This window comes from Oceanimonas smirnovii ATCC BAA-899 (genome assembly GCF_000381965.1).
In the GTDB taxonomy this organism is placed as follows: Bacteria; Pseudomonadota; Gammaproteobacteria; order Enterobacterales; family Aeromonadaceae; genus Oceanimonas; species Oceanimonas smirnovii.
Window position 1 is genome coordinate 18,161 of the sequence record NZ_KB908460.1, and the last position, 12,923, is coordinate 31,083.

Genomic DNA, 12,923 nt, shown 5'->3' on the forward strand with positions numbered 1-12,923 from the left:
GTCCATTTTTCAAACCAGCATGTTGTCTGCAAATGGATTCCGGCTCACAGGCCGGAATGACCAAAGTGCTCTACGATAAATGCACTTCTTCTTCTTTTTCACCGGCATGCGGGTCGTGAAAGCGTTCCAGATCCATGGCCCCTTCACTCTTGCCCACAATGCAGGTCACAACCGCATCACCGGTAATATTCACTGCAGTACGGATCATGTCGAGCAAACGGTCCACACCAATAATCAGCGCAATCCCTTCTACCGGCAGCCCTACCTGATTCAGCACCATGGCCAGCATCACCATGCCCACACCGGGCACACCGGCGGTGCCGATGGAAGCCAGCGTCGCGGTCATGATCACCATCAGATAATCATTAAATGACAAATCGATATTAAACGCCTGGGCAATAAAGGCAGTGGCCACCCCCTGCATAATGGCGGTGCCGTCCATATTAATGGTGGCACCCAGCGGCACGGTAAAGGACGCAACCCGGTTTTCCACGCCCATACGGCGGGTAGCCGTTTCCAGGGTGACCGGAATGGTGGCGTTGGACGAGGCGGTGGAAAACGCAAACATGACAGCGTCTTCCATTTTCTTCAGAAAGGTCAGCGGGCTCAGGCCGGTAAACACCTTGAACAGCACCGAGTAAGTGACCAGTGCGTGCAGCAGCAAGGCCCCTGCCAGCACCAGGAAATACTCCAGCAGATTAACAATGGCGTCCAGACCCAGAGAAGTAAACAACTGAGCCATCAGACAGAAAACGCCGTAGGGTGCCAGGTTCATCAGCAGCGCGACCAGCTTCATGATCACTTCGTTGAGATCAGTAAACAGCTCAGCAATACGCTCTCCGGGTTTACCTGCCAGGCTGATGGCAATACCAAACAGGACCGCAAACACGATGATCTGCAGGGTATTGCCTTCGGCCATGGCATTAATGGGGTTGGTGGGGAACATATTGATGATGACGTCTGCCAGGGATGGCGCTTCGCGGGCAGCAAAGGTGCTGGCCGATACCAGGTCGGCTCCGTCACCGGGCCGGAATACCTCACCCATGACCAGTGCCAGAGTAATGGCCACGGCGGTCGTGAACATATAAAACGCCAGGGTTTTGCCCCCGAGCCGGCCCAGGGTAGAGATGTCTTTCAGTGAGCTGGTGCCACACACCAGAGACACAAAGATCAGCGGTACCACCAGCATATTAAGGCTGGCAATAAAGATTTTTCCGCCTACCAGAAACAGGCCATCCACCAGGTAGTTCTGCACCAGTGCCACATCGGCAAACAGGCTGCGGATAATAAATCCTGCCAGCACCCCTGTGCCCATGCCCACCAGCACACGCGTGGTGAGTGACCACTTTTTCTCACTCGCATTCATGGCTGAATACTCCTTATTCACAGTTCTTGCGGTTTAATCAAGGGCGGCAAGAGTAGCAACCAATTCCGCAAAATGCTTCAAAAAACCACACAAAACCAACACAAGAGACCAATAAGTTGACAAAAATTGAACAAAACACCTTTAAAAGTTGATTTAACTCACACAAACAACAGGCCTGCGTCAGCGGATGTCTGCCGGGGCCAGCATGTGAGCATCACTTCGTTTAAGCACGGAATAAATGACTCCGCTGAGCACGGCACCGGCGGTAATAGCCACCACATACCAGCCCAGCTGACTAATGGCATTGGGAATGAAAAACACAAAGACACCCCCGTGAGGCGCCAGCAGTTTGGCACCGAACAGCATGGACAGAGCGCCGGTCAGGGCACCGCCCGCCATGCAGCTGGGGATCACCCGTAACGGATCCCGGGCGGCAAAAGGAATAGCTCCTTCGGAAATAAAACACAGCCCCAGCACAAAGGACGCCTTGCCCGCTTCCCGCTCGGCAGGATTGAATTTGCTGCGCGCCAGAAAGGTGGCAATGCCCATGCCCAGTGCCGGCACCATGCCCGCGGCCATGGCCGCTGCCATGGGACCATAGGTTTGGGAAGCCAAAAGCCCCACGGAAAAGGCATAGGCTGCCTTATTGACCGGGCCGCCCATGTCAAAGCACATCATGGCACCAATAATAATGCCCAGCAGCACCGCATTGGCCGAGCCCATGTTATTCAGAAATTCGGTCATGACCGCCATGATGCCGGCCACAGGGCCACCCACCACATAAATCATGACCAGACCGGTAAACAGACTGGCAAACAGCGGAATCACCAGTATGGGCTTTAATGACTCCAGACTGTGGGGCATGGGAATATGCCGGGCCAGCGTGCGGGCACTGTAACCCGCCAGAAAGCCGGCAATAATACCGCCGATAAAGCCGGCCCCGAGAGAGCTGGCCAGCATGCCGCCAATCATGCCGGGAGCGATACCGGGCCGGTCGGCAATGGAATAGGCAATGTAACCCGCCAGCACCGGTATCATGAGGGCAAAGGCGGCGTCACCGCCAATTTGCATCAGTGCGGCTGCCAGGGTGCCTTCTTCTTTAAACGCTTCTATGCCAAAAATAAAAGACAGCGCAATAATCAGGCCGCCGGCCACCACCATGGGCAGCATAAAAGACACACCGGTGAGCAGGTGCTGATACGGCCCGGGAGCTTTTTCATCCTGAGGAGCAGCACCTTGCGACTGGCTGCCCTGCCAGATGCTGGCCTCACTTAATGCCGCCGCTATGGTTTGTTCCGGCTTTTTCAGCGCAGCGCCCGTACTGGTGCGGTACAGCCGCTTGCCGTTAAAGCGGCTGAGATTAACATCTATGTCGGCGGCCACGATGACACAGTCGGCCTGGGCAATATCATCGGCACTAAGCGCATTTTGCGCGCCAACCGAGCCTTGTGTTTCTACCTTAATGTGGTGCCCGAGCTGCTCGGCGGTATTGGTCAGGGCCTCTGCCGACATAAAGGTATGGGCCACACCGGTAGGACAGGCAGTAATGGCCACCAGCCGGGCGGGCCGGGCTGAAGATGAGGTGACCGGCGCTGACAGCGGGGCAGCCTGCGCAGCGGCCTGCTGCAACCAGCCTTTGGGATCGTTCAGTGCCGGCTGCAGCGTGTCGATAAAACCGGCCTTGCCGGCAAAACGGGACAAGTCCGGCTTGGTACTGGCAGCCACCACCACCAGTTCAGCAGCATCAATCTGCTCACGGGTAAAGGCCTTTCCGGGCACCAGCGGGCTGTGACATTCCACCCATGCCTGCCAGCCCAGTTCATGCGCAGCCTGCTCCAGCAAACGGGCCGCCATGTAACTGCTTGCCATGCCACTGGGACAGGCGGTGATGATCAGAATGTTCATGTACGGCTCCCATGATCAAAAGGGGTTATCTGAATCGCTTGCTGAAAACCGGCAAAGGTATCGTTGCAGTAAATACCTACCCCTATCTGAGTAACGGCCATCAGTGACAGCGCCATGGCCCGGCGCAGATTGTCGGGGGCCTTCAGGCCTTCCAGTCTGCCGGCACACAGGCCGGCCACCAGTGAGTCACCGGCCCCCACAGTGCTGACGATGTTGACTGCCGGCACCCGGCCCCGCCAGTCTCCTTCACTGCCAAACCAGTAAACGCCGTCAGCGCCGGCCGACACCACGACGTCCTTGATACCGCTTTGCTGAAGCTGACGGGCACAGCTGATCAGGGCCTGTTCATTCTGAATGCGACGGCCTGCCAGCTGGGCCAGCTCATCAAGATTGGGTTTAATCAGGCCGGGCAATGCCTGCACGCCAGTTTTCAGTGCCTCACCGCTGGTATCCAGCCACACATCTTTGCCCTGCTGTCGCCATTGGGTGAGCAGCTGTTCAAGCCAGCCGGGGCTGACGCCGGCAGGCAGGCTGCCGGCTACTATCAGATACTGACAGCGTCCGGACAGGGCTGTCAGTGTGCTCTGCAGCCGGGCAACGTCTGCCGGGTGAGGGCTGAGCCCGGGCAGATTAATATCAGTGATACGGCCGTCCTGTTCGCTGACTTTGACATTAATCCGGGTATTGCCGGCCACGCGTATAAATTCATCCTGCATGCCGTGCTGTTCAAACAGGGTGCAAAAAGCTGACTCATTGTCCCTGCCAAGAAAACCGCTGACCACGGGGCGGTGCCCCAGCTCACTGAGCACCCGGGCCACATTAATGCCCTTGCCTGCCGGCCCCAGATGCCCGGACTGGGCCACATTGACCTGACCGGCCGTCAGCCGGGCCAATGACACGGTTAAATCCAGCGCCGGATTCAGGGTAAGGGTCAGTACACTCATGGTGTTGCTCCTGTCAATGCCCGCACGGCTCCGGCACTGTCTGCCGTAAGGGCGCGGGCGGCCAGTTGTTTGCACTGGCTCAGGCTGAACTCACGCACCCGGGCCTTGACCCGCGGCAACCGTTTGGGACTGACCGAGATTTCATCAAGACCCAGCCCGAGTAATATCGGCAGCGCCTGAGGATCGGCCCCCAGCTCACCACACATGCCCACCCATTTGCCTTCGGCATGGGCCGCCTCCACCGTCATGGCCATCAGCCTGAGCACCGCCGGGTGCAGGCCATCGGACAAGGACGCCAGGGCACCATTACCTCTGTCGGCCGCCAGTGTGTACTGAGTGAGATCATTGGTGCCTATGCTGAAAAAATCGGCCTCTTTGGCAAACCGGGCGGCATTCAGCGCCGCCGACGGCACTTCCACCATCATGCCCAGCTGCACATTCGGTGCTCCGATCTCGGCCTGGAGGTTATCAAACAGCGCTTTGCCAAAGCGCCACTCGGCGATATCCGCCACCATGGGAAACATAATGCGCAGCGGCTCGCTGCCGGCGGCGGTAAGCAGCGCCCGCAGCTGGGTTTCAAGCAGCTCAGGTCTTTGCATGCACAGGCGAATGCCGCGCACGCCCAGAAAGGGGTTATCTTCTTTGGGTAAGGGCCAGTATGGCAGCGGCTTGTCACCGCCCACATCAAGGGTGCGCGCTACCAGCGGCCGGCCTGCCAGCGCACTGAAGGCCTGCTGATATTGCGCCACCTGCTGCTGCAGACTTGGCTCACGGCCTTGCTCCATAAAGACAAACTCGGTGCGCAGCAGCCCCACGCCTTCGGCGCCGGCGGCCACCGCCGCTGCCGTATCGGCCGTATTTCCCAGGTTGGCTGCAATTTCTATGCGATGGCCGTCTGTGGTAACGGCGGGCTGCTCCCGCTGTTGCCAGGCTTGCTCCGCCAGTTCACGCTCGCGCTGTTGTGCCTGCTCTGCCTCGGCCAGCAGATGTTTATCGGGATCCACCAGCAAGGTGCCGCTGTCACCATTGAGAATGGCCGGTGTGCCCGAGTCTAATGTCATTACACCTTTGCCCATGGCCACCAATGCCGGTATGCCAAGGGATCTGGCCAGAATGGCACTGTGCGATGAAGCACCACCACCGGCTGTGACCAGACCGAGCACCCGCTCTATATTCATGTTCACCACATCAGACGGGCCTATATCTTCTGCTACCCAGATATAGGGAGTCGAGGGTGGTTCCGGTAAGGCAGTGTTACACAAAATGGCCATGACCCGCCGGCCAATGTCTCTGATATCGGCGGCCCGCTCGGCCAGCATGGGGTTACTGCTGGCCGCCTGTACGGCTGCTGCCGAGTCAATTTCTGCCCACCAGGCCGCCGGGGCCGAAGCCCCCGTTTCAATACGCTGCCGGGTGCCTTCTTGCAGGCCGGGATCGCCGAGTAATTCCCGGTGCATGGATAAGATGTCCCGGGCCTGTGCACCGCTTTGCTGCGCTGCCAGTGCCAGGCTTTGATCTGCCTGCTGCAGCGCCTGCGTCAGCCGCTGTTGCTCGGCGGCGGCATCACAGGCCACATCGGCGTAGTCAAAATTGACCGGCATTTCTACATAAAGCGGCCCGATAGCAATGCCCGGTGAGGCCGCCACCCCTTGCCAGGGAGCGCCGGGATCGGCCGAAGCCCCGGTGCATGGCACTTGCTGAGCCGAATGCGGCGACGTTACTCCTTCTCCCAGTCCGCTGTTAACGGCAGTTTCAAGTTCGCTGAGTGCCGCCTCGGCATCGGGGCCGCTGGCAACAAACTGAAGCCGGTGGCCGGGCCGTACGCCAAGGCTGATAAGCTTCATCAGACTTTTGGCATTGACCGGCTGATTGTCGCCGTCGAGGTTGCGTACCTGAATGGTTGCCTCGAACTGCTTGGCAGCCTGCACCAGCAAGGCACCGGGACGGGCATGCAATCCCTGCTCGTTATGAATGGTGACCACCAGCCGATGCTCACCTTCCGCAACAGGGCCGTTATTCAGTGCCTGCGCCAGCTCATGGGCACTGCTCAGGCTGGCCAGACTGGCCGCCTGCCCCGCCACCAGCCAGTCGGCCAGCTGTGCCAGCAGCTGTTTATGGCTGCCGCCATGGGTTTTCAGCGCCAGCAGGCCACAGACCTTGTGCCCCTGATGGATAAGCGCCGGTGTGGTCAGAATGGCAGCCTTTGCCGGGCCGGCAGCGGGTACCTGACAGAGCCACCAGCCCTGCCCCAGATGCAGCAGGCTCTGCTGCAAAGCATTTCGTTCATGTTGCAGTTCAAGCGCGCTGGCGGCCTGCGCCAGCAACTCATCCATGGTGTCGGCGGGCTGCTGCAACTGCAGCATATCGGACTGCCAGCTGAGCATGGGAGTGTTATCGGCTGCAGAAGGCTGCAGCAGCGCCAGAATGTCTTCACTGTGTGTGGCCGAACGCACCTGCCCGGCCAGGTCGTCCCGCTGAAGCGCTCGGGTCAGCTGGCGCAGCAGCTCAAGGTGCTCATCGGATCCGGCGGCGATACCCAGTACCAGATAAGCTTTCTCACCGTCACCCCAGTCGATGCCTTCAGGCAGATGCAGCGCCTTGATGCCGGTTTTTTTCACCAGGTGGCGGCTGTCCTGAGTGCCATGGGGAATGGCAATGCCCTGCCCCAGATAGGTGGCGGTCTGGGCTTCTCTGGCCAGCATGCCGGCTGCATAACCGGCATCGACATGACCTTCCTGCTCCAGCCACTGGGCCAGCGCCATAATGGCCGCCTCTTTGGTGGCCAGTGTCTGGCCCATTTTTATGTCTTGCGTAGTCAGAGTGAGCATGACATCACCTGTTAGCCAATCGAGATGAAACCGTTACTTAAACAGGCTGGGTGTTTTTTGTGAATGGAGCAAGGCGAAAAACACCTTAACGTGATGAATACCGGTTAAAAACCATTGCTCAGGGAATAATTTCCCGGCCGTCCCAGGCAAACACGCGCCCCGACTGCCCGGGTGTGAGACTGTCGATGACAGTGAGCAGATGCTGTGCTGCCTGCTCCGGTGATTGCATCTGGCCATGAGCCAGGCCGGCACGAAACGGGGCTGACAGCCCGGTGGAGACGGTGCCCGGGTGCAGCCCTGCTACACAGGCAGCCGGAAAGCGCCGGCTCCATTCTATGCCAAGATTTTTGATGGCCATGTTCAGCGCTGCCTTGCTGATGCGGTAGCTGTACCAGCCGCCGCCGCGGTTATCACTGATGCTGCCTACCCGCGCCGACAGTGCGGTAAGCAACAGCGGCTGACGCCGCTCCATGCGGGCGGATAATAATCTGGCCAGCGCCAGTGTGGGCCAGGTATTGATACGCATGTGCTCCAGCAGCGCGTCCTGTTGCAGCTGCTCAATGCGTTTTTCCGGCTGATGATGCTCACTGTGCAGTGTGCCCACCGTGTTGATAACACGCTCGGGCAGCGGCAAGGTGTTGCACAGGGCCGTCATGGCGGCTTCGTCGGTGTTATCGAGGCAATGCCAGCTAACGCCGGGCAGCCCGGGGTCGGTACGGCTGAACAGACTGACCTCGTCGCCCCGCTCCGCACACGTTGCCGCCAGCGCACGACCAATACCGCCGCCGCCCATAATCCAGTAACGCATAGAAAGTCTCCCGCTTTAAACAGATACCATTGAGACCGTAACCAAAGACGTTTACTTACAGCAACCAAAGCGGGAAGCGAATCTACAGCGCGGTTGCCCACTGGGCAAGGGGGCTGTACCACTGGTGAAACAGCTCGCCTTCGGTGGCGGGCGCGGTCACGGTAACGGGCTGGCCCTGCCAGTGAAAGGTGAGCTGCCAGGCGTGCAGGTAGCCTCTGTCGGCGGCAGTGCCGCCATAGCGGGCGTCGCCGATAATGGGGCAGCCAATGCTTTTCAGGGCCACCCTGAGCTGATGAGTGCGGCCGGTTTCGGGGCTGAGCACAAAACCTCTGAGGCCGGGAGCCAGCGAGGTGCTGTGAAAACGGGTTATGGCGAGATGATTGGCGTTGCGGGTCAGCTTCCAGCTGCCGTTACGGGATTTTTCCATGCCGCCCTTGATCAGTCCCTGCTTTTTGGCAGGCTTGCGATCACTGAAGGCGAGGTAGCGTTTTTGGGTGTTGCGTTCGGCAAACTGGGCACTGAGCAGCCGGTTGGCCTCGGGGTTGCGGGCCAGCAGCAGCACGCCCGTGGTCATTTTGTCGAGGCGGTGTACCGGATAAAGGGCTTCACCCTGTTGCTCGCTGAGCAGGCGCACCAGGCCGGGCTCATCATTTTGCTGATGCATGCCAATGCCGGCGGGTTTGTTGATGACACAAAAGTCGGCATGGTCGAGCAATATGTTCATGGTGATATCCGCAGGGCTGAAAGCAAAAAGCCCGCTGCATTTGCAGCGGGCTTTCCGATATGGCGGAGGAGGTGGGATTTGAACCCACGGTAGGCTATTAACCTACGCCGGTTTTCAAGACCGGTGCATTCAACCACTCTGCCACCCCTCCTGACGGGCGCTAATACTACTGGGGCTTAAAATCCTTGTAAACTGTTATCTGTGTTATTCTGCTCAAGTGTCCAATAAACCGGCAAACATTCATGGAGCAGTGAAACGGAAGGCTCGACATTCGGGTCATAATATGTCCAGAATAGAGTAAATTTATTGATGTCTTTTTGAGTCAGATACCTAAGGAGTCTGGATCATGCGTTACAACAACACACTTTCTCGCACACAGGGTGGTGCGCTGGAAACCAACAAGGTATTGCGTAATACCTATATGCTGCTGGGCATGACCCTGGTGGTGGCGTCTTTGTCGGCGGGCATCAGCGCCATGATGAACCTGCCCCATCCAGGTCTTATCATCACTCTGGTGGGTTTTTACGGCCTGATGTTTCTGACCGAGCGTAACCGCAACAGCAGCCTGGGTCTGTTATTTATTTTTGCCTTTACTGCTTTTACCGGTTACACCATAGGCCCCATTCTTAATCACTACCTGAGCACCAGCTCGGGGGCTGAAACCGTGATGCTGGCACTGGGTGGTACTGCGCTCACCTTCCTGTCCTTGTCTGCCTATGTACTGACCACCAAGAAAGACATGTCGTTCCTGGGCGGCATGATGATGGCCGGTTTTGTGGTGATTCTGGTGGGCTTTGTGGCCAATATTTTCCTGGCGCTGCCGGCCCTGAGCCTGGCCCTGAGCGCGCTGTTCATTCTGTTCTCATCCGGTGCCATCCTGATGCAGACCAGCGCCATTATTCACGGCGGCGAGCAGAACTATATTTCTGCCACAGTGACGCTGTATGTGTCTATCTTTAATATTTTCCTGAGCCTGCTGCAGCTGCTGGGCATGAGCCGCGACTAAGCTCATCATACAAAAACGGTTCACAAGGCGGCGCAAGCCGCCTTTTTTACGAGAAACGCCATGCCTTCTTTCAGCCTGTGGCTGAGACGCATTTTTACTGACAGCCATTTCTTTTTTGCTCTTAAAGTGATGCTGGCCATGGCCAGTTTGCTGCTGGGAGGCTGGTGGCTGGATCAGGTGCCGGTGGCCGTGACCCTCAGCCTGGGAGCCATGGCCGGCGCCCTGAGCGAGATTGATCACAGACCCGGGCCAAGGCTGGTGCAACTGCTGGCAGGCCTGTTGTGCTTTTTTGTGGCCGTCACCGGCGTCACCGCCCTTATTGACTCACCCTGGCTGTTTGGTCCCGTACTGGTACTGGCGACCTTCTGTCTCATTCTGGCCGGTGCCTGGGGCCAGGCCGCGGGCAAGCTGGGTTTTGGGGTTCTGCTGGTATCCATCTATGCCATGCAAGGGCATATCGACAGCCCCTACTTCTGGTATCAGCCAGTATGGCTGACCGCTGGTGCCGCCTGGTACGGACTGTGTTCATGGCTGATATTGCTGCTCATGCCCTATAAACCCGTGCATGAACAGCTGGCTCAGTGTTATTTTGCCCTGTCCCGCTATCTGCTGGCCAAATCGCGTTTTTTTGACAGCCCCAACGAACTGCATCAGGGCTTTCGCCACCAGCTGGCGCAGGTCAATATTCAGCTGGTCAACAGTCTGGAGCTGACCAAACAGATGCTGAACCGGCGGTTAAAGGGCAGGCAGCCTGATGACGAGCTGGCCCGGCTGCTGGAGCTGTATTTACTGGTGCAGAGCATGCACGAACGGGCTGCTTCCAGTCATTATTCCTATAGCCAGCTGAACCAGGCGCTGGATCAGGCCGAAGTGCTGACCGGCTATCAGGTGCTGCTGGCGGAGCTTGGTGAGGCCTGTTACCGGCTGGGGCTGGCCATTCTCACCCACAAGCCTTATGTTCCCGACAAACGCATTGGCTGGGAGCTGTCGGCATTAAAGGATCAGCTCGATTACAGCCACTTGCGACGGCACTATTCTTCCGAGCTGATGAGCCCGCTGCGGTTTTTAACCCGGAACATGCAGCATGTGTATGACACATTATTACGGGCAAAAGAACTGACCGCAGGCGCAATGCCGGCAGACAGTCAGCGGGCCGAGCTGGCAAGACCGCCTTCTCAGCCGCTGGGAGAGCGACTGAAGGCCTTGCTGAACCCCAATGCCATTTTGTTCCGTCATGGTGTTCGCCTGAGCCTGTGCTTTGCGCTGGGTTACGGCCTGATTGCCACTCTTGAGCTGGAGCGGGGTTACTGGATATTGCTGACCAGCCTGTTTGTGTGCCAGCCCAGTTTCAGTGCCACCCGCCAGCGTCTGAGCGAGCGGACCCTGGGCACCCTGGCGGGTATCGTGGCCAGCGTGCCCCTGCTCTGGCTGTTTCCGGCCGTGGAAAGCCAGCTGTTTATGCTGCTGCTGTGTGCTTTTATCTTTTTTACCCAGGTACGCATCAATTACAGCTGGGCGGTGTTTTTTATTACGCTGTTTGTGTTGCTGGCCTTTAACCTGCAAGGGGCAAGTCTGCAGGAGGCAGCACGCACACCTGTGCTGCTGCCCCGGCTGTTTGATACGCTGACAGGCTGTGCCCTGGCGTTTGTGGCCGTCTGGTATATCTGGCCCGACTGGCAGCGCCGGCATCTGCCTCAGCTGCTGGCAGAGGCCATGCGGGCCAATGCAGCTTATCTGGCCGCCATCACTCATCAGCACGACAGCCGGGATAATCTGGCCTACCGGCTGGCCCGCAAGCAGGCGCACCTGGCTGATAACAAGCTGGCTCAGGCCTGGCAGAACATTCGGGTGGAGCCGGTCTCAAAGCACTGGCTCAACCTGTGTTTTGAAATTGCCTACCGCAACCATGCACTCCTGTCTTATTTGTCTACCCTGGGCGCACACCGGGATCAGGGCCTGAGTTTGCCTGTGGCACTGACCGGTGAGCTGAACCAGCGTCTGTGTGCCGCAGCCAGTGCCCTCGACAGCCACACCCCTTTGCCTCCGCAGCTGCCGTTGCCGGTCATGGCCGGCGACAATGAGCAGGAGCAGGACATACTGGCGCGCCAGCTGCACAATAATATGGTGCTGCTGGTCAACGATTTGTATCAGCTGGCAAAGGATGTGTGAAAGCTGGAAGCCAGAAGAAGCATCAGTGCGGTTACACTCCGCCGACACGCTTCAAGCCCATCCATGGGACGCTCGGCAAATGCCATCCATGGCATTTGACGGTCGGCTTCGGTAATCCCCACTGCTGCTTTGAGTAAGATCGGCATTGTCATGGAGTGAAATGTGTCCTTTGAGTAAAATGGTGTCCGATACGAGGAGACATCATGTTTGAATTTGAAGGCAGGTCCGTCGAGACCGACGCACAGGGTTATCTGAAACATCATGAAGACTGGCAGCCGGCCATGGTGGCGCTGCTGGCCGAGCAGGAAGGCATCACCCTGACTGATGAGCATCTGGAAGTCATTCATTTTGTGCGGGCGTTTTATCTGAAGTACAACACCTCGCCGGCCATTCGGGCACTGGTAAAGGCCATGGCCAAGGAGCTGGGTGAAGACAAGGGAAACAGCCGTTATCTTTACCGGCTGTTTCCTAAAGGGCCGGCCAAGCAGGCCACCAAGCTGGCAGGCCTGCCCAAACCAGTGAAGTGTATCTAAAATAAAATGCTCCGGCTTTCGCCGGAGTGTTTTATTTGGCCAGTACCTTGCCCTTGAGGCCGGTAAGCCGTTCCAGAGCAGGAAGCTGCTGTTCAAGGCGCGCTTTGGCATCGGGACCGATCCAGACCCGGTTAAGCTCTCCCTGACGCGGCACAGACGGGGTCGTATTCACACGATAGCCCGCCGCCCTGAGCTTGGCCACCAGGGCATTGACGTTGTCGGCATTACGAAACGCGCCCAGTTGAGCAACATAACCGCCGCCAGCCGGTGTCACAGGCTGAGGTTCGGGTTTAACCACTGGGGCCGGTCTGGGCTCGGGTTTGGGAGTCGGTGCCGGCTCTGCTTTGGGTGCGGGTTTTGAAGCCGGTGCCTGAGCCACTTCTGGCTGTGGCTGAGGTGCCGGTCTGGGCGGCGTGGCCGGTGCTTCCTGTACCGTTTCCATGGTCCAGGTCTCTGCCCTGGCCGGTTCGGGTGGTGTTATTACCGGCTGCACCGGCTCCAGCTCAGGACGGAGCGGAATGGATACCACTTCTTCCGGCATGGGTGGCTGCTTGCCATCCAGCAGGTCGGGTAGAAAAATGACACCCAGTGCCACCAGAATAATGGTCCCTACCAGACGATGCTGAAACTGGGTTGCCAC

The 12,923-nt window shown here is 58.2% G+C and carries 10 protein-coding genes and 1 tRNA gene; 3 read left to right on the top strand and 8 right to left on the bottom strand.

From position 1 onward, the window contains the following. Positions 1–70 precede the first annotated feature (70 nt). The 7 genes from G364_RS0109080 to G364_RS0109110 form a co-directional block, all read right to left on the bottom strand. Positions 71–1,366 carry a dicarboxylate/amino acid:cation symporter gene (locus tag G364_RS0109080; protein ID WP_019934834.1) on the bottom strand — a complete coding sequence of 432 codons (1,296 nt, stop codon included), beginning with the start codon at positions 1,364–1,366 and terminating at the stop codon, positions 71–73. A gap of 180 nt (positions 1,367–1,546) precedes the next feature. Then, positions 1,547–3,271 carry a PTS fructose-like transporter subunit IIB gene (locus G364_RS0109085; RefSeq protein WP_019934835.1) on the bottom strand — a complete coding sequence of 575 codons (1,725 nt, stop codon included), beginning with the start codon at positions 3,269–3,271 and terminating at the stop codon, positions 1,547–1,549. Then, a complete protein-coding gene (gene pfkB / locus G364_RS0109090) occupies positions 3,268–4,215 on the bottom strand; it encodes a 1-phosphofructokinase (protein ID WP_019934836.1) in 948 nt (315 codons plus the stop codon). Before pfkB ends, G364_RS0109085 begins: the two co-directional genes overlap by 4 nt. Further along, the gene (gene ptsP / locus G364_RS0109095) at positions 4,212–7,043 is read right to left on the bottom strand and encodes a phosphoenolpyruvate--protein phosphotransferase (RefSeq protein WP_019934837.1); all 2,832 of its coding nucleotides are present in this window, start codon (positions 7,041–7,043) and stop codon (positions 4,212–4,214) included. The genes pfkB and ptsP overlap by 4 nt, the downstream gene beginning before the upstream one ends. 118 nt (positions 7,044–7,161) lie before the next feature. Further along, on the bottom strand, positions 7,162–7,851 hold the full coding sequence (locus tag G364_RS0109100; protein ID WP_019934838.1) for an SDR family NAD(P)-dependent oxidoreductase: 690 nt from the start codon (positions 7,849–7,851) through the stop codon (positions 7,162–7,164). Between the two features lie 82 nt (positions 7,852–7,933). Beyond that, on the bottom strand, positions 7,934–8,575 hold the full coding sequence (locus G364_RS0109105) for a TIGR01621 family pseudouridine synthase (RefSeq protein WP_026344809.1): 642 nt from the start codon (positions 8,573–8,575) through the stop codon (positions 7,934–7,936). A 60-nt stretch (positions 8,576–8,635) separates the two neighbouring features. Beyond that, a tRNA-Ser gene (locus G364_RS0109110) sits at positions 8,636–8,726 on the bottom strand. Positions 8,727–8,921: 195 nt separating this feature from the next. On the opposite strand from G364_RS0109110, the gene G364_RS0109115 reads away from it, so the two are divergent. The 3 genes from G364_RS0109115 to G364_RS0109125 all read left to right on the top strand — a co-directional run bounded on the left by G364_RS0109115 (position 8,922) and on the right by G364_RS0109125 (position 12,283). After that, positions 8,922–9,581, top strand: a complete 660-nt coding sequence (locus G364_RS0109115; RefSeq protein ID WP_019934839.1) for a Bax inhibitor-1/YccA family protein — start codon at positions 8,922–8,924, stop codon at positions 9,579–9,581. A gap of 60 nt (positions 9,582–9,641) precedes the next feature. Continuing rightward, positions 9,642–11,750: a YccS family putative transporter gene (yccS, locus tag G364_RS0109120; RefSeq protein WP_019934840.1), complete on the top strand. Its 2,109-nt coding sequence runs from the start codon at positions 9,642–9,644 to the stop codon at positions 11,748–11,750. Between the two features lie 203 nt (positions 11,751–11,953). Beyond that, positions 11,954–12,283, top strand: coding sequence for a TusE/DsrC/DsvC family sulfur relay protein (locus G364_RS0109125; RefSeq protein WP_019934841.1), 330 nt, complete (start codon positions 11,954–11,956; stop codon positions 12,281–12,283). 31 nt (positions 12,284–12,314) lie between these two features. On the opposite strand, the gene dedD is transcribed toward G364_RS0109125, so the two are convergent. After that, complete coding sequence (dedD, locus tag G364_RS0109130) at positions 12,315–12,923, bottom strand: cell division protein DedD (RefSeq protein ID WP_019934842.1); 609 nt, start codon at positions 12,921–12,923, stop codon at positions 12,315–12,317.

Excerpts from the sequence above, each read along its gene's own strand:
- G364_RS0109080 (WP_019934834.1), bottom strand. The coding sequence starts at position 1,366 with ATGAATGCGAGTGAGAAAAAGTGGTCACTCACCACGCGTGTGCTGGTG.
- G364_RS0109085 (WP_019934835.1), bottom strand. The coding sequence starts at position 3,271 with ATGAACATTCTGATCATCACCGCCTGTCCCAGTGGCATGGCAAGCAGT.
- pfkB (WP_019934836.1), bottom strand. The coding sequence starts at position 4,215 with ATGAGTGTACTGACCCTTACCCTGAATCCGGCGCTGGATTTAACCGTG.
- ptsP (WP_019934837.1), bottom strand. The coding sequence starts at position 7,043 with ATGCTCACTCTGACTACGCAAGACATAAAAATGGGCCAGACACTGGCC.
- G364_RS0109100 (WP_019934838.1), bottom strand. The coding sequence starts at position 7,851 with ATGCGTTACTGGATTATGGGCGGCGGCGGTATTGGTCGTGCGCTGGCG.
- G364_RS0109105 (WP_026344809.1), bottom strand. The coding sequence starts at position 8,575 with ATGAACATATTGCTCGACCATGCCGACTTTTGTGTCATCAACAAACCC.
- G364_RS0109115 (WP_019934839.1), top strand. The coding sequence starts at position 8,922 with ATGCGTTACAACAACACACTTTCTCGCACACAGGGTGGTGCGCTGGAA.
- yccS (WP_019934840.1), top strand. The coding sequence starts at position 9,642 with ATGCCTTCTTTCAGCCTGTGGCTGAGACGCATTTTTACTGACAGCCAT.
- G364_RS0109125 (WP_019934841.1), top strand. The coding sequence starts at position 11,954 with ATGTTTGAATTTGAAGGCAGGTCCGTCGAGACCGACGCACAGGGTTAT.